A 16,734-nucleotide genomic window follows, 5' to 3' on the forward strand; every position below is an offset into this window, starting at 1 on the left:
ATGCCAGCTAATATTTATTTAATATCTTTCAGCCATTTGGGCGTTCCCCAACTCAACTCATTTTCAAGTCCGACCTCAATCAATTCTATATACCCGTCTTCTTCTACTTTGTATTTACCAGACTCCAGTTGGTCTGCATACATAGAAAAAGCCTCTTCGAGGCTATCAGCTACCACTTGGTAACTGCAGCCCTCCATATCAACTTCAATAACTTGTCCTTCTGTTCCACCGGGAGCAGGATCAAAATCAAGGTATCGATATACATCGCCATTCATACACGTAATGGGTAACCAGTTAGGTTGAAGAAAAAGAGGTTTAACGTTTCCTTTAACAAATATAATTCCGCATTCAATGCGATCTTTCCAATACGCTACTGTATCCATTTCATCATCGAAGTTTTCTTCAGCTGCTTCTTGACCAATTTTATAATCCTCGATAATTCTTTTACACGATAACAATTGGTTACCATTACCTAAGAGCGCTAACCAAGTTTCCCCATCTTCTCCATCAAACTGTTTTAATAGTTCTTTCAAGATATTTGGTAATTTGATGCCAATTTCTGTTTCTACAGTTCTAATATCGTCATCACTTGCTGGGCTATTTAGATGTTGCAATGTTTGTGGCGAATGTACTTTCGCCCATGCAAGAATTCTCTCCAGATCTTTATTCATTTGCTAACCCAGTAATGTGCAAAGATTCCAATAAATACCACCATGCCGAAATAATTATTATTTAAAAATGCGTAAAAGCAGCGGTCTGGGAAGCGGTGTTTGATTAAAACTTGCTGATAAATAAAAAATAAACCCGCGAGTGCGATGCCAAGGTAATAGATCCAGCTCATGTTGGTGTTAATTCCTACTAACACTAAACATAGCACGACTAAAAACTGCATCATGCCGATAGCAGCTTTGTCCATCGGGCCAAATAAAATCGCTGTGGATTTCACGCCGATCTTTATATCTTCTTCACGATCCACCATCGCGTATTGAGTGTCATAGGCGGTGGTCCAGATTACCGCTGCGGTAAATAGCAGCCAGGCAATCGGCGTGGGGTAGGCATTTGTGATGGCGGTAAAGGCCATCGGAATAGCAACGGCAAAAGCGATGCCAAGATGCACTTGTGGTAAAAAATGCAACCGTTTCATAAATGGATAGGTTGCCGCTAGCAGTGCTGCACCGAGGGCAAAAAAAATGGTGAGCTTGTTTAAGAAAATGAGTGCGAGCACAAATGCAATGAATGCTAATACACCGGCAACGACTAAAGCTTCTTTAGGTTGAATAAGTCCACTGGCCACCGGGCGTTGCTTGGTTCGTGCAACAAACGGGTCTATGTCCCGATCCGCATAATCATTAATGGCGCAGCCAGCCGAGCGCATAAGTATTACGCCAAGAATAAATACGACGAGTATGGCTAGATTTGGTATGCCATCCGCGGCAATAAACAATGCCCATAAGGTGGGCCATAGCAGCAATAAGATACCAATTGGTTTGTCTAAACGAACCAACTTTGCATAAAGCACTAGACGATTTATGTCTATTGGTGGCTTCTTAATATGTTGGATCATAAGCCCGGTTTTTTTGTGGTGTCCGGACGGAAATAGTGTTGCGCCATAGCGGTATCAGGTCGTTTGCCACGCCATAAATAAAACGCTTCAGCAGCTTGTTCTAATAGCATTCCAAAACCATCCACTACTTTTCCAGATTTATATTGTTTGGCCCATTGCATGAAAGGTGTGTCTTGATCGCTATACAAAAGGTCATAACAACAAGTGTTAGCACTTAATATTTCTGTTGGCAATGTAACATTATGTCCTTGTAAACCTGCAGAAGTAGCATGTAGCACAACATCAAAAGGCTGTTTAGGAATTTCATCTAATGCACAGCTTTTTACTTCACCAAAAGTAATAAATTGTTCAGCAATGACCTCAGCTTTACTAACCGTGCGGTTTGCAATGAGTAACTGATCAGGTTGTTCATTTAATAGCGGCTCCACTATTCCTTGAGTTGCACCCCCTGCACCAATAATTAATATTTTTTTATTTTCAATTTGTATTCGCAGTGATTTTTTTAAATCGCGTAATAAGCCAATGCCATCGGTGTTATCGCCGATAAGTTTATTGTTCTTACCAATATAAATAGTATTTACTGCGCCCGCATGTGCTGCATAATCGGTAAGCTCGTCCACAAATTCACAAGCATTATTTTTAAATGGCACGGTAACATTTAGACCTTTTCCGCCGTTGGTAAAAAATTCAGTTACTACTTGAGAAAATTTATCTTCATCCGCAAATAATTTTTTATAATTAAGTTGTTCGCCAGTTTGATCAGCAAACAAAAGATGAATATCAGGAGATTTACTGTGTTCGATAGGATTACCGATCACTGCATACTGGTCAATATTCGAGTTGTTTTCTAAAGAGGACACTAAAGTAGTTTAGCAATATCTGCAAAGACTCTGATAATTTAGCTCCTAGCTATTTAACCAATTTGCTACATCTTTAGCATAATAAGTGAGAATGGCATCTGCACCTGCACGTTTGATACAAAGCAATGCTTCCATTACACACTCTTTTTCATCAAGCCAGCCATTTTGTGATGCGGCTTTTAACATACTGTACTCACCACTTACCTGGTAAACAAAAGTGGGCATTTTAAATTCTTCTTTTACACGACGCACAATGTCTAGGTAAGGTAAGCCAGGCTTTACCATTACCATATCTGCACCTTCGCCAATATCTAGCGCGACTTCATGTAAGGCTTCATTCGAATTCGCAGGGTCCATTTGATAGGTATATTTATTTCCACCGGCGAGATTTTCAGCAGAACCTACTGCGTCTCGGAAAGGGCCATAAAAACTTGAAGCATATTTTGCCGAGTAGGCTAGAATTTTAGTATTTCGAAAATTATTGGTTTCCAGAGCATTTCGAATTTCTGCTACACGGCCATCCATCATGTCGGATGGCGCAACAACATCTGCACCGGCTTGTGCATGAGACAAAGCTTGCTTGGTAAGGACGTCTACCGTTTCATCATTCAATACATAGCCTTGATTATCGATCAGACCATCTTGCCCATGCGTAGTAAAGGGGTCTAAAGCCACATCACTGATCACGCCTAATTTTGGTACGGCGTCTTTTAATGCGGCAATCGCGCGTTGCGCCAAGCCATCGGCATTAAAGGCTTCTTCTGCTTGCTCAGATTTCTTGTCTGCATCGACGACCGGGAAGACCACTATCGAAGGAATGCCTAACGCATGAACCTGTTTACCCTCTTTAACCAACTCATCCACCGTCATGCGCTCAACTCCTGGCATAGAGGGCACTTCTTCACGCGAGGACTGACCTTCCATGACAAACACAGGATAAATCAAATCACTCACATGGATACGATTCTCACGCTGTAATTCACGCGAGAAAGCATCCGCACGCATACGACGCATTCTTATATAAGGGTATTCACTCATGGCAAGAATAGTAGCAAAACTTATTCAAGAATACTGATTTGAAACCTTATCTGGGCAATATAGAAGATTAGTGAGTATATGGACGACTTACAAGGATGTAGGAAGTGCAGAAAATGCAGGAGCAATTTTCTGCCGATGTGAATAAGAGCTGCAACTAGGATGTTGCTTCAGATTAAAGTTGGTGATTTTAAAATGACTGCGTTCGGTCATTGCGATTATTCGGATGAGGCTTTTCTATATAACTCTAAAACAAAATTAACATTTTTATTGAGGATCTTATCGCCCTCAATCTCTTCTATAGAGCTTGAGCTTGATAATCCTGCCAATTGATATGGATTGGCAAGACGATAATCAACTGCATTCTGAATAGGTTTGCGATCGAATGGTAGCCTATTAGGTAATAACCACTTTAATTTGCTTTCTAAAAATTCTGCATGATTAGAAAGCTCATTGTTTAAAAATATTTCATTTGCGTCTATTGCTTTTTCTACGTTTCCATTTTTTAATAATTTTTGTTGTGATGCAAGTATTGATGCTTTGTATTGACTATCCCAGTAAATAAATTCTTGTGGTGCTTTTTGAAAACCAACATAGATGCCTCCACAAAAACCAATAGATATTAAAATTAGATACATAAAATATTTCATAACTAGTGTCCCAAATTAATTATTAATACGTCTGACTTGAGTCGTAAGCAGTCATTTCAGATCCACTCCCGCGCTGGCAAAAACTCCGTATACAATTTTTCTTCTTCACTCCCTTCTTCAGGATAATAGTCGTATTCCCAACGCACATTCGGCGGCAATGACATCAAAATAGATTCGGTACGCCCACCGGACTGCAAACCGAATAACGTGCCACGGTCATACACTAAATTAAACTCTACATAGCGACCGCGACGATACAATTGAAAGTTGCGATGCTTCTCATCGAACGCATGGTCTTTGCGTTTTTCTACAATGGGCAAATAAGCTTGAAGAAACTGATTGCCAATACTTTTGAATAATTTAAAACTATTTTCAAATCCGCCTTTATTAAAGTCATCAAAAAACAATCCGCCTATGCCACGCGCTTCATTGCGGTGCTTAATATAAAAATATTCATCACACCATTTTTTAAACTTTGCATATAAACCTTCATCTATTGCATCGCAGGCTTGTTTTGCCGTTTGGTGCCAAAACACGGCATCTTCTTTGAAGCCGTAATAGGGGGTTAGATCAAACCCGCCACCAAACCACCACACCGGTGCTTCATTTTCTTTTTCGGCAATGAAAAACCGCACATTGCAATGCGAGGTTGGCACAAACGGGTTGTTGGGGTGAATGACTAAAGACACCCCCATTGCTTGAAAGCTGCGGCCCGCAAGGTCTGGCCGTTGCGTGGTCGCGGCGGGTGGCAGTTGATCACCAAACACATGTGAGAACCCTACACCGGCTTGTTCGAACACCGCGCCATTTTGCAGAATGCGCGTGCGACCGCCACCGCCTTCTGCGCGCTCCCACGCATCTTCTTTAAACTTAGCCGCACCGTCTTGCTTTTCTAACTGCTCGCAATTGCGATTCTGTAAATCCAGCAAGTAGTTTTTTACCTTGTCGATGTCTGGGTCGATGCTTGGTGTAATATCAATTGACATACGCTAACGAAGTTTTTCTCCGGTGATTAAATCTATAATTTTACTTGGTACGCTTGATCCTGTTTCGCCTACGATAATATAGTCTACGTGAGGGCCGAACCAATCTCGAACCTCATCTTGATCTGCTAATATTTTATAGCTGGAAACATTTGCGCTGGTAGACACAATTCCATGAGTGGCTGCAGATAAGGGGTTGGCTGTGGGGTGTTGGGTAATGCGCATGGCTAAAGTTTCATGTTTGCCTAGCATCCAACTTGGAGCTTGGTCATTCGCCGGGATGAGCCAAGTGGTATTTTCTGCAGAAGAAATTGATGCAACCTGTTCAGCAGTCAATGATGTTGTGTATTGCTGTAACGACACAATATTGTTTACCAACATGATCAAGCCATTTTCAATGGCGCGGTTTTTTAGCCAAAGAATTCTGTTAACGGCTTGTTGATTATTGGGATCACATCCCAGACCTAAAACTGTTTCGGTTGAATAAGCGACTACGCCACCGTATTGCAAAATAACCGTAGCTTGCGAAACCTGACTGGCAAGCATGATTATTCTGTTGAGCTGGTATCGTCGCTAGCTTTAGGAGATTTCTCAGCTGACTTCTTAGTCGCTGCTTTCTTCTTGCTTGATTTTTTCTTTGCCGCTTTTTTTCTTTTGGTAGTTTTTTTCTTAGGCGCAGCCTTCTTTTTCTTTGCCGCGGCTTTTTTCTTAGGCGCAGCTTTTTTCTTCTTTGCCGCTTTCTTTTTGCGGCCCCATTTCTTTTCTGGCGCCTCGGCAATCATCTTTTGACAGTCTTCCAGGCTGAGTGATTTAGGCTCAGTGTCTTTTGGAATTTTTACGTTCTTGTTGCCGTCGGTAACGTAAGGCCCATAACGGCCATTAAGCACTTGAATGCCTTCTTCTTCCCAATGGTTAATCAGCTTTTCGGCATCGGCTTTCTTTTTCTCTGCAACTAATACCATCGCTTCTTCAAGTTTAATAGTATAAGGGTCAAGGCCACTGTCTTTTTTAATCGAAACGTACTTTGGGCCGTACTTAACATAAGGGCCAAAACGTCCAATGCTGGTGGATATGATTCCGTCTTCTTCAGTCTCGCCTAACTCTCGAGGCAACTTAAACAGCTCCATGGCGTCTTCAAAAGTAATATCTGCCATTTTTTGGCCCGGTAATAGGCCTGCAAATTTTGGTTTTTCTTCGTCTTCTTTGGTGCCAATAATTACAAAGGGTCCGTAACGCCCCATACGAACACTAACGGGTTTTCCTGATTTGGGATCCGTCCCAAGCTGTCGTGCTTGCACCGCCTCTTCGCGTGTGACACTTTCTTCTTTTTCCTCAACTAAATCGATGAGCGGCTTCCAATAAGTGCGCATAACCGGCACCCATTCTTTTTCGCCACGTGAAATTTCGTCTAATTCATTTTCTAAGTTGGCGGTAAAATCATAATCGACATATTGGGTGAAGTGATTAGTAAGAAAATCATTTACTAATCTACCCATCTCGGTAGGCGTAAAACGGCGACTCTCCACTTCTGCATATTCTCGATATTGCAAAGTAGAAATAATGCTGGCGTAGGTTGATGGGCGGCCAATGCCAAATTCTTCTAACGTCTTCACTAAGGTAGCTTCTGTAAAGCGTGGCGGCGGCTCAGTAAAGTGTTGCTCGGTTCTTATTTCATGAAGGCTTACGGTTTCGCCAACTTCTAATGCCGGTAACATGCGTTCATCGGATTCTTCTTTTTTGTCGTCCATGCCTTCTTGGTAGACCTGCATAAAACCAGGGTCTTTGATGGATGAACCCGTAGAACGAAAAATATTGCCATCGCCGCAAGCAAACTCTACGGCCACTAAATCTAAGGTAGCGTGAATCATCTGACTGGCCACAGCACGTTTCCAAATCAGGGAGTAAAGTTTCATTTCATCTGCGCTAAGAAACTTTTTAACCTCATCTGGTGTACGCATGAAAGAGGTAGGGCGAATAGCTTCGTGAGCTTCTTGTGCGTTTTTAGATTTGGTTTTGAATACACGAATTTCATCAGGCAAGTTATCTTTGCCATAACGCTGCACAATAAAATCGACCAATTCATCCAGGGCTTCTTGCCCAAGTACCACAGAGTCGGTACGCATGTAGGTAATTAAACCAACGGTCTCTCCATCTAATTCTTTACCTTGATATAAGGCTTGTGCGACGGCCATGGTCTTTTTGGCAGAGAACCTAAGTTTACGCACGGCTTCTTGTTGCAAAGTAGAGGTAGTGAAAGGTGCAGCTGGGTTACGCTTGCGTTCTTTCTTATCAACCGTTTTAACAACCAGTTTGCCATTCGCATTGCTATCTAATAATTTTTTAGCAGCTGATGCATCACCTTCATTATTGATATCAAACTGTGCAAGTTTCTTGTCTTTATAAATGTTTAACTTGGAGAGAAATTCTTGTTTGTCTTTTTCGCAATCGGCTTCAATGGTCCAATATTCTTGCGGATCAAATTTTTCGATTTCATTCTCTCGTTCACAAAGCAAACGTAAAGCGGGACTTTGAACGCGTCCTGCAGATAAGCCACGTCTGATTTTTTTCCAAAGTAATGGCGAGAGGTTGAAGCCAATAAGGTGATCTAACGCGCGACGTACAAGATAGGCATGGATTAAGTCGTAAGACAGTTCTCTTGGGTTCTCAATGGCTTCACTAACTGCGCGTTTGGTAATTTCATGAAACACTACTCGACGTACGTCTACGTCTTTTAGCAGGTCACGTTCTTTTAATATTTCATACAGGTGCCATGAAATCGCTTCACCTTCGCGATCTGGGTCAGTGGCAAGATGTAGCACATCCGATTTCTTGAGTGCTTTAACAATAGCGTTAATATGCTTTTCGCTGTCTTCCTTAATTTCATACTTCATCTCGAATTCATTATCTGGATCGACCGCACCATTCTTTGATAATAAATCTCGTACGTGGCCTACTGAAGCGAGCACGTGGAAGTCTTTGCCTAGATATTTTTCAATTGTCTTAGCTTTGGCTGGAGACTCTACAATGACTAAATTTTTACTCATGTGTTTATGCAACTACTATTATTAAGTACCTGTAGCGGCGAACTATTACGCGTTTCTAATGGGTTTGTAAATGCCTATGGCGTTATTCTTAGCAGAATTACCGCCGAAGATAAAAGTTTTACAGAAAAATTTATCTAATTAGCTATTGTTTCTAAAAATTATTGCGGCGCAGATAAATGCCATTGCCATGATGTGTAACTTGGTTATTCAGCTCTAAAATCAAAAGGATAGAAGATACTACTTCAACTCCAAGGCCACTACGCTCGATCAATACATCAATACTAATGGGCTCATAGCCCATGCTTTCTAATATTTTTTCATGTTGCGGGTCTAATGCACTATCTTGTTTGTCTTCGGAGACCGATTCTTGACTAGACTCTATAGAGTTTAGGTTGATGTGATGTTTGAGTTCTTCTAGAACATCTTCCACAGTCTCAACTAACTTTGCGCCGTTACGAATTAAAGTATGCCCGCCCTTAGAAAGAGGATTATGAATAGATCCAGGGGTGGCATACACCTCGCGTCCCTGTTCTGTAGCAAGGCGCGCTGTAATTAAAGAGCCACTCTTCATTGAGGCTTCTACTACTAATGTACCAAGACTTAACCCGCTAATAATTCGATTGCGTCTGGGGAAATGTCCTGGCATTGGTGAGGCGCCGATAGGGAATTCAGAGACGAGTGCACCGCGTTGAACAATTTGTTCAGCGAGTTGACGATGCTCTGCAGGGTAGACACGATCTAATCCACAGGCGGCGACGGCTATGGTACTGCCAATATCTGCCTGCAATGCACCGCGATGGGCTGCGCCATCAACGCCACTGGCTAAGCCACTGGTAATGACAAGGCCGTTAATTGCTAACTGTTGTGCAAATGAGGTAGCAAGTTCTTTGCCATATGCGCTGGCATTTCTACTGCCGACAATTGCCAGCTGCGGTTCAGTTAATAAGCTTACTGACAGCGTTGGTTTGCCTAAGACGTATAAAACACAAGGCGGGTCAGATATTTGTTTGAGTAATTCAGGATAAGACGTATCCTGGATGGTAATTACGTGATGGTTTTCGTGCTCTAACCACGCAAGGTCGCGTTGTATAGCATCTTCATTAGGTTCCAGAATGCCATCGATGATGGATTTTCTAATACCGAGTGATTGTAATTCGCTACGACTGGCTTCCAGTATTCTTGCTGGGCTACTAAAGTGGCCTAATAATTTTATCAGTGTAACCGGTCCAAGTTTGTCAACATGGATAAGCGTAAGCCAAGCGTTGAGTGGTTGCATGTGCTGATACTATTAAGTTGCCCCAGCCTGTAATTGTAGCGACTTACGTGAGCTAACGAAAAACTTGCAACGTACTAAAGTAGCTAAGCCCAAGATCTATGTTAGATCTTGGGCTTAAGGACGGTGTATTTGTTATGTTATGGTGATTAAGGGTTGGTTGCTGAATCACCGAACTGAATGGCTCTTGAAGTTTCCATAATCAAAGCATAACTGACTTTTTCAAAGGTGCGAAATACCATAGCGCGGCCTGCGCTTTCTTCAGGTAATTCAACATCGATCAAAGATCCTGGTTTTTCGAACGGGTCTGCCACCACTCGTCCAGCTTGATTAATATCCAACACATGGCCTTTTTCGATGCCGTTACGTTCTCCAAGGCTAAGCGTGATTACTTGAAATGTGCCTACTTGAGTAATCGCATCAAATAAAGATATCACATGGCCATGAGTATTTTCGGGTGGTGCATGAGGGATAAATTCGGTGTCAATTTCACTAAAATCTACCGGCAATAGTCTATCGCCACGTAACACTTCGCGCGTTGTATGCGTTAAATCTAACGTTGCAGGATCTTCCGCGCGGATAATTTCACCGTCACCAACAAGAATGGCCTCAAAACCGAGTAACTCATCAGTTTTCGGGTCATACAGTTCCTCGCCTTTACGGAAAATAGAGTATTGACCATGCGGTTCACCGCCAAAGCCACGTGCATAAACACGATCTCCCGTGCCGAATGCAAGTCTTTCTTCGATGTGACTTAAAATATACGGAGCACTATCTAAGGTCTCTTCACTCACCACACGAGGACGAATAATAAATTGCTGAATAGCGGGGATGGGAATGCCATACGTCTGGGAATCAATATCTTCACTACGAACTTTTGGTGAAAGTTTAGTGACTCTTGGCCCGTCCCCAACGGTTAGATAAGGTTTTCCGCCTACATAAAAAATTGATATTACATCCCCAGGGTAAATAAGGTGCGGGTTATTTATTTGAGGGTTTAGATACCAAATCTCTGGCCAATACCAGGGCTGAACTAAAAAACGATTCGACAAATCCCATAATGTATCACCTGGTGCAACCGTGTATTGCTCAGGAGCAGATGCTTTAAATTCAACATTATGTTGTTGCGGAGATACAGGTAGATCTTCTAAGTGTGGCTCGCCGGACGTATCTAATGCTTGTGTTTCAGAGGTATCGATATCTACATTCGGTTCACCAACCTCGATACCGGTATCGGCATTGTTTGATTCCGATGTTGTTGTGCAAGCTGCTACTAATATAGCTAATAGGCAAGTGACTAGTAGTATGAAAAATGTGCCGTGATGGTTGAATTTCCCCAGCATGTTGATCCTTAATGCGTTGTTATAGAAGATTTTTTGCTAAACTAGCTACCAATACTTTTATACTAGAGTATAGCCCTATAAGCATAAGGTTATCTTATTTGTGAGCTTATTAAAGGCAATACTAAATTAATTTATAACTATTGTGTAACTTAATGGCGTTCTTAGAAATTTTACACTTTCCTGACCCGCGGTTGCGAAAAAAAGCAACTCCAGTCGATGAGGTGAATGAACAGGTCCGACAGACGGTGAAAGACATGTTTGAGACCATGTATGAGGCTCCAGGCATTGGTCTGGCTGCAACTCAGGTGAACATACAACAGCAGATTATTGTAATAGATATATCCGAGGATAAATCGGAGTCTCTGTGCCTGATCAATCCCCAAATTATCAAAAAGGATGGAGAAGAAGAGATGCAGGAAGGCTGTCTATCGGTACCTGGTATTTTTGAGAACGTGCAGCGTGCAGAGAACATCACGGTACAGGCTCTGGATCAGCAGGGAGTAGAATTTACCCTGGATGCAGACGGATTGCTCGCGGTATGCATTCAACATGAAATGGATCATTTAGACGGTAAGCTATTCGTAGATTATCTATCACCCCTTAAAAAACAGCGGATAAAAAAGAAAATGCTCAAGCTGAAAAAACTAGAACCATCAGATCAGGATGTTCCTTCTCAAACTGCCACGATCATCTAAAGGCACGATGTAAGTGTAAGCTGCAGCTAAAAGCGTAACGTTCAGTAATGCGCGTTATCACTATCAATTCGGTATCCAACGCGTTCAACATAACTGCACAAATATATGAGCCAGCCTTTAAATATAATTTTTGCGGGTACTCCAGACTTTGCAGCGTCTGCATTGCAAGCATGTATCGCCAGCCAACATTATATCGTCGCGGTGTTTACTCAGCCGGATCGTCCGTCAGGCCGTGGGCAAAAAATTAATTATGGTCCCGTAAAGCAACTTGCTATCAATGCAGAAATCCCTGTTTACCAACCATTACGTTTAGACCAAGAACAGTTTTCCCAAATTAAAAACTTTCAAGCCGATGTAATGCTAGTTAGTGCATATGGTTTGCTATTACCTAAAGAAGTATTAGCGATTCCTAAATTAGGTTGCATTAATATACATGCATCCTTACTACCAAGATGGCGAGGTGCTGCACCCATTCAACGCTCGATTATTACTGGAGATACGGAAACTGGAATCAGCATTATGCAAATGGAGGAAGGCTTGGACACAGGTCCCGTCTTGCAACAATTTGAATGTGACATTCAAGCTACTGATACAGGGTCAAGTCTGCATGACCGACTTGCCTGTATTTCTGCTGCTGAAATTGTGCAGGTTTTAGAAAATTTACAAGAGGGCAAGTTGGCAGCTGTTTCTCAAGATGAAATTCACGTTAGCTATGCTAAAAAAATTACTAAACAAGAGGCCAATATTGATTGGCAGCAAAGCGCCATAGTAATTGAACGCAAAATTCGTGCTTTTAACGCATGGCCGGTAGCTTATACATACTTTGGGCAACAACGGATACGGATTTGGCAAGCAGCAGTAAGTGACAAAAGTAGTGATAAACTCCCTGGTTCTATTTTAAGCAACAATAAGCAAAGTATAGAAGTGGTTACTGGAGCGGGGGTAATAAATCTAATCGCGCTACAACTTGCTGGCGGTAAAATCATCAGCGCACAAGACTTTATCAATGCCCACGATGTTAGTGGATACGGCTTTACTAATGAACCTGTGAGCAATTCACTCGGCGCATCGGCATGAATAATTGTTGGCCACAAAGATTAGTTTCAGCATTATTGCTCATAAACATAGCTGTGTTTATGAGTTCTCTAATAGGTAATTCTGCACAGGCGAAAACCAGTGCGATCGAAGTTAACTATTTAAACATTACTGAGTTGGATAATGAATTACGTTTAGATGCTGAAATTGCTTATGTATTAAATAGAGAAGTTAGGGAAGCGTTAGTTAATGGTATATCTTTGCAGTTTCAAATTGAAGTGCAAATAGTATCCTTGCAAAAATGGCTTTGGGATAAAGTTGTCGTAACAACGGTAAAAACTCACTTGCTAAAATATCATGTGCTCAGCAAACAGTATGTGTTGGAAAATCTTGAGACGGGCGAAAGCGATAGTTATCCAGATTTAGAGTCTGTCTTGATTCAGCAAGGAAGAGTATCTGCACTGTATATTGCTGAGGCTGACCATTTAAATAAACAAGAAACTCATGTTGTGCAACTGCGTTCGCAGTTATTAACTAATAAATTACCTTTACCGTTAAGAATGAAGAGTTATTTTTCACCTAAGTGGCGATTGGATAGCGGGTGGTATGAATGGCAGCTATAGAAAAACAAACCATTCTGCGTATTTGGCCGATCATATTTTTGTTCAGCTTGTTAATGGGGTCTTTGTATTTATTGGCGGACGCCACGCGTAGTGAAACTAGTTTTGAAGAGCTTCATTATTGGTTATTCCCATTCAATGTATTTTTGCTGGGTGTGTTTTTACTTCTAATCATTGTCAATGTGTATCGACTCGGCATGCAAGTGCTTAGACGCCAGCCCGGTTCGCGCCTAACATTACGCTTGTTATTAATGTTTGTACTGCTCGCGATTGTTCCTGTTGGTATCGTGTATACATTTTCAATGTGGCTTATTCAAGAAGGCGTCGACAGTTGGTTTGATGCAGATGTAGAAAAAGCTTTGCAAGATTCAGTAGACCTAAGCCGCTCTTCTTTGGATTTGCATATGCGACAACTTCGTAAGCAAACCAAGCCTATGGTTAAAGAGTTATCACGAACTACTTCATTAGATGCGCCCTTGGTGATCAATGATTTATTGCGACGCAGCGGTGCAGCGGAAATTGTTTTATTTACTCGCAGCAGTCGTATTATTGCGTCTGGGGGCGAAGTTGGAGCGGCGGTTGTGCCTCGGTTACCGGGAGAGACGGTGATGCGCTTAGTTGGCCAAGGCGAAACATACGTGGGTTTGGATCCTATAAAAGATTCGGGTTTGCATGTACGCCTAGTGTTTCCGATGAATACTACGGGAGCCACTACGCAAAGACGTATGGTGCAGGTTTTATATCCAATTTCCGATCGTATTAGCGATCTCGCATTAAGTGTACAAGAAGGGTTTGGGAAATATAATGAATTGGTTTATTTACGCACTCCTTTAAAACAAAATTTTGCTTTGATAATTACCTTAGTGTTATTGCTTGGAATTTTGTTTGCTGTGTGGGCTGCATTTTTTTCTGCACGTAGATTAGTTGAACCAATCAAAGATCTTGCGCAGGGCACCAAGGCGGTAGCAGAAGGTCAGTACCATAAAAAAATTCCTGTTGAACGTAATGATGATCTGGGTATGTTAGTTGTATCCTTTAACCAAATGACAGAGCGTTTATCCTTAGCGCGTGATAAAGCTAAGCTGAGCCAGCGATTAATTGACAGCCAACGCAACTATTTACAAACTATTTTAGAAAATCTCTCTTCCGGAGTAATCAGCCTCGACCAAAACTTGGTAATTAAAACAGCCAATGCAACGGCTTCACAAATATTAAATACTGATATCAACGAATTCATTGGTCGTGATGTCGCACAGTTGTCTATGGGGCATGAAAACTTGAAAAGTTTTTGCGATCAGGTTGTGCCTATGTTGCAAGGTAGCGAAATACAATGGCAAACCGAGGTTAAGCTAGTAGGCGGAAGTCAAGGCAACAAATTTCAAAGCAAAATACTAATGTGTCGTGGGGTGACATTACCAAATGATGAAGAACAGTCTGGTGGTTATGCGCTTGTGTTTGATGACATTACCGATCTCATTAGTGCACAACGTGATTCTGCCTGGGGGGAGGTGGCGCGTCGATTAGCGCACGAAATTAAAAATCCATTAACTCCGATACAACTATCTGCTGAACGATTGCGGCGTAAAATTCTGCCCGAACTTGACCAACATGAAAGCAGTATTTTAGATCGCGCTACTACTACTATCGTTGAACAAGTAGAATCCATGAAAGAAATGGTGAATGACTTTGCTGACTATGCGAGGGCACCACAAATTGAAAAAAGCCCCCTGGATCTTAATAAATTAATTTCTGAAGTTGTTGAGCTGTATCAAAATAATATTCATAGCTTTGAGGTACACACCTCACTTGATGATTATCCTCCATTAATATTGGGAGATAGCACGCGACTTCGCCAATTAATGCATAACCTTATAAAAAATGCATTTGAAGCCATGTTAGATAAACCTCAGGAATATGCAAAAGTACAAATAACTACACGCTGTTTTGAAATCAGCAGTGTGCCATTAGTAAGTTTAGTGGTGGTGGATGATGGACCAGGTTTTCCGAATGATTTATTAGAACGTTTGTTCGAGCCTTATGTAACTACTAAAAATACCGGCAATGGTTTGGGTTTAGCAATAGTTAAGAAAATTGTTGAAGAGCATGGTGGCACAATACGCGCAGAGAATTCACCTGATAGAGGTGCGCGAATTAAGATTCGTATACCTTTAAGCGCTGCAACATTAAGCACGGTTGATGCAAGCGAAATTTCAGTGCGTAGTCAAGGAGACGCAGCATGAGCCAAGAAAGCATATTGGTTGTAGATGATGAGCCAGATATTCGTAATCTGGTGCAAGAAATATTGGTGGACGAAGGTTACAAAGTAAGTGTTGCCGAAAATACTGCAGTGGCGAGAAAGCATGCTAACAGCAAGCATCCAGATTTAGTGTTACTTGATATTTGGATGCCAGGGGAAGATGGTATTAGTTTACTAAAAGATTGGCAGAGTAGCGGCAGCATTGATTGTCCGGTGGTGATGATGTCAGGACATGGCACAGTGGAGACTGCTGTAGAGGCAACCCGTTTGGGTGCTTACGACTTTATCGAAAAGCCATTAACCATGTCAAAGTTGTTAGTGAGTGTTAAGCGCGCACTAGAAGCCGGCGAAAAAAATACTGCTTCTTCGTTAGCGAATGAGATAGTCGAAATGCCTATCGGTTCAAGCCTGCCTATTCAATCCTTGCGTGATCAAGCAAAAAAATTAGCTGCACATGATAATGTTTTATTTATTAAGGGCGAGATAGGTGTTGGTAAAAAATATTTTGCTAATTTTGTACATTCATTAAGCATTAGAAAATCAAAACGTTTATTAGCGCTTAACGAGGATAACTTTAATACTCGTGAGCCTGCTAAACAGTTATTTGGTACTGAAGCAGATGAAATTATCAGCCCTGGATTATTAGAGTCGTGTAAGGGCGGAACAATATTTATTAGTGATGTTGCTAATCTGAATGAACAGGGGCAAAAGATTTTGTCTCACTTGTTGCAAAAGAAACAATTTAGACGTATTGGCGGAGCTAATGCACAAAAATTCGATAGTAGAGTGATGGTTGCCACACAATCCGATCTACAAGCTGAAGTTAAGGCCAATCGTTTTGATGATGAATTGTATTTTTTACTGAATGTGGTGCCAGTTCGTATTCCAGCACTGCGTGAGCATTTGCAAGATGTGCCTGAATTGTTGCGATATTACATTGATTTTTATTGTTCGAAAGAAAACTATCCATACCGAAACTTTGCAATTGCTGCGCAAAATCGACTACTACACTACAGCTGGCCAGGCAATATCCGTGAACTTAAAAACCTAGTGCAAAGATTACTTATATTAAGTTCATCAGATGAAGTGTCTGCTGAAGAGGTAGAGGCAGCATTAGAGGAGCAAAGTGAAGATCAAACAAAAGAGGTTTCAAATGATAAAGCGGCACATGAAGACCTTTATCAATTACCGCTTCGAGAAGCACGTGAGTCTTTCGAACGTAGTTATTTTCTATATCAGTTGAAACAAGTAGGCGGCAATATCACTAAACTGTCAGAACGTGTTGGGTTAGAGCGTACCCATCTTTATCGCAAACTTCGTGCGCTTGGGATCAATACCAAAGAGTCCTAATTAAATCACGTAGAGAGAAAAGGGC

At 41.6% G+C, this 16,734-nt stretch carries 15 protein-coding genes; 5 read left to right on the forward strand and 10 right to left on the reverse strand.

The features are described from left to right. Positions 1–14: 14 nt before the first annotated feature. The 10 genes from GKR92_10195 to GKR92_10240 form a co-directional block, all read right to left on the reverse strand. Positions 15–671: a hypothetical protein gene (locus tag GKR92_10195; GenBank protein ID QMU62044.1), complete on the reverse strand. Its 657-nt coding sequence runs from the start codon at positions 669–671 to the stop codon at positions 15–17. Next, entirely contained in the window at positions 668–1,564 is an 897-nt protein-coding gene (locus tag GKR92_10200; GenBank protein QMU62045.1) for a 4-hydroxybenzoate octaprenyltransferase, read from the reverse strand. The genes GKR92_10195 and GKR92_10200 overlap by 4 nt, the downstream gene beginning before the upstream one ends. Then, entirely contained in the window at positions 1,561–2,397 is an 837-nt protein-coding gene (gene aroE, locus GKR92_10205; protein ID QMU62777.1) for a shikimate dehydrogenase, read from the reverse strand. The genes GKR92_10200 and aroE overlap by 4 nt, the downstream gene beginning before the upstream one ends. 72 nt (positions 2,398–2,469) lie before the next feature. Continuing rightward, complete coding sequence (hemB, locus tag GKR92_10210) at positions 2,470–3,462, reverse strand: porphobilinogen synthase (GenBank protein QMU62046.1); 993 nt, start codon at positions 3,460–3,462, stop codon at positions 2,470–2,472. Between the two features lie 215 nt (positions 3,463–3,677). Beyond that, a complete protein-coding gene (locus GKR92_10215; GenBank protein QMU62047.1) occupies positions 3,678–4,109 on the reverse strand; it encodes a hypothetical protein in 432 nt (143 codons plus the stop codon). A 56-nt stretch (positions 4,110–4,165) separates the two neighbouring features. Further along, entirely contained in the window at positions 4,166–5,095 is a 930-nt protein-coding gene (gene hemF, locus GKR92_10220) for an oxygen-dependent coproporphyrinogen oxidase (GenBank protein ID QMU62048.1), read from the reverse strand. A gap of 3 nt (positions 5,096–5,098) precedes the next feature. Continuing rightward, the gene (locus GKR92_10225) at positions 5,099–5,638 is read right to left on the reverse strand and encodes a tRNA threonylcarbamoyladenosine biosynthesis protein RimN (protein QMU62049.1); all 540 of its coding nucleotides are present in this window, start codon (positions 5,636–5,638) and stop codon (positions 5,099–5,101) included. A 2-nt stretch (positions 5,639–5,640) separates the two neighbouring features. After that, positions 5,641–8,136: a DNA topoisomerase I gene (locus GKR92_10230; GenBank protein QMU62050.1), complete on the reverse strand. Its 2,496-nt coding sequence runs from the start codon at positions 8,134–8,136 to the stop codon at positions 5,641–5,643. Between the two features lie 151 nt (positions 8,137–8,287). Beyond that, positions 8,288–9,412: a DNA-protecting protein DprA gene (gene dprA / locus GKR92_10235; protein ID QMU62051.1), complete on the reverse strand. Its 1,125-nt coding sequence runs from the start codon at positions 9,410–9,412 to the stop codon at positions 8,288–8,290. A gap of 146 nt (positions 9,413–9,558) precedes the next feature. Beyond that, positions 9,559–10,752 (reverse strand): LysM peptidoglycan-binding domain-containing protein, encoded by a 1,194-nt coding sequence (locus tag GKR92_10240; GenBank protein QMU62052.1) that lies wholly within the window; start codon positions 10,750–10,752, stop codon positions 9,559–9,561. Positions 10,753–10,904: 152 nt separating this feature from the next. On the opposite strand from GKR92_10240, the gene def reads away from it, so the two are divergent. The 5 genes from def to GKR92_10265 all read left to right on the forward strand — a co-directional run bounded on the left by def (position 10,905) and on the right by GKR92_10265 (position 16,709). After that, a complete protein-coding gene (gene def / locus GKR92_10245) occupies positions 10,905–11,447 on the forward strand; it encodes a peptide deformylase (protein ID QMU62053.1) in 543 nt (180 codons plus the stop codon). Positions 11,448–11,552: 105 nt separating this feature from the next. Continuing rightward, positions 11,553–12,524 (forward strand): methionyl-tRNA formyltransferase, encoded by a 972-nt coding sequence (locus tag GKR92_10250; GenBank protein QMU62054.1) that lies wholly within the window; start codon positions 11,553–11,555, stop codon positions 12,522–12,524. Next, on the forward strand, positions 12,521–13,105 hold the full coding sequence (locus GKR92_10255) for a DUF4390 domain-containing protein (protein ID QMU62055.1): 585 nt from the start codon (positions 12,521–12,523) through the stop codon (positions 13,103–13,105). Before GKR92_10250 ends, GKR92_10255 begins: the two co-directional genes overlap by 4 nt. Further along, positions 13,093–15,342, forward strand: a complete 2,250-nt coding sequence (locus GKR92_10260; protein QMU62056.1) for a HAMP domain-containing protein — start codon at positions 13,093–13,095, stop codon at positions 15,340–15,342. Before GKR92_10255 ends, GKR92_10260 begins: the two co-directional genes overlap by 13 nt. After that, entirely contained in the window at positions 15,339–16,709 is a 1,371-nt protein-coding gene (locus tag GKR92_10265) for a response regulator (protein QMU62057.1), read from the forward strand. The genes GKR92_10260 and GKR92_10265 overlap by 4 nt, the downstream gene beginning before the upstream one ends. The last annotated feature ends 25 nt before the right edge of the window (positions 16,710–16,734 follow it).

The organism is Gammaproteobacteria bacterium (assembly GCA_014075255.1).
Taxonomy (GTDB): domain Bacteria; phylum Pseudomonadota; class Gammaproteobacteria; order UBA4575; family UBA4575; genus JABDMD01.

Excerpts from the sequence above, each read along its gene's own strand:
- GKR92_10195 (QMU62044.1), bottom strand. The coding sequence starts at position 671 with ATGAATAAAGATCTGGAGAGAATTCTTGCATGGGCGAAAGTACATTCG.
- GKR92_10200 (QMU62045.1), bottom strand. The coding sequence starts at position 1,564 with ATGATCCAACATATTAAGAAGCCACCAATAGACATAAATCGTCTAGTG.
- hemB (QMU62046.1), bottom strand. The coding sequence starts at position 3,462 with ATGAGTGAATACCCTTATATAAGAATGCGTCGTATGCGTGCGGATGCT.
- GKR92_10215 (QMU62047.1), bottom strand. The coding sequence starts at position 4,109 with ATGAAATATTTTATGTATCTAATTTTAATATCTATTGGTTTTTGTGGA.
- hemF (QMU62048.1), bottom strand. The coding sequence starts at position 5,095 with ATGTCAATTGATATTACACCAAGCATCGACCCAGACATCGACAAGGTA.
- GKR92_10225 (QMU62049.1), bottom strand. The coding sequence starts at position 5,638 with ATGCTTGCCAGTCAGGTTTCGCAAGCTACGGTTATTTTGCAATACGGT.
- GKR92_10230 (QMU62050.1), bottom strand. The coding sequence starts at position 8,136 with ATGAGTAAAAATTTAGTCATTGTAGAGTCTCCAGCCAAAGCTAAGACA.
- dprA (QMU62051.1), bottom strand. The coding sequence starts at position 9,412 with ATGCAACCACTCAACGCTTGGCTTACGCTTATCCATGTTGACAAACTT.
- GKR92_10240 (QMU62052.1), bottom strand. The coding sequence starts at position 10,752 with ATGCTGGGGAAATTCAACCATCACGGCACATTTTTCATACTACTAGTC.
- def (QMU62053.1), top strand. The coding sequence starts at position 10,905 with ATGGCGTTCTTAGAAATTTTACACTTTCCTGACCCGCGGTTGCGAAAA.
- GKR92_10250 (QMU62054.1), top strand. The coding sequence starts at position 11,553 with ATGAGCCAGCCTTTAAATATAATTTTTGCGGGTACTCCAGACTTTGCA.
- GKR92_10255 (QMU62055.1), top strand. The coding sequence starts at position 12,521 with ATGAATAATTGTTGGCCACAAAGATTAGTTTCAGCATTATTGCTCATA.
- GKR92_10260 (QMU62056.1), top strand. The coding sequence starts at position 13,093 with ATGGCAGCTATAGAAAAACAAACCATTCTGCGTATTTGGCCGATCATA.
- GKR92_10265 (QMU62057.1), top strand. The coding sequence starts at position 15,339 with ATGAGCCAAGAAAGCATATTGGTTGTAGATGATGAGCCAGATATTCGT.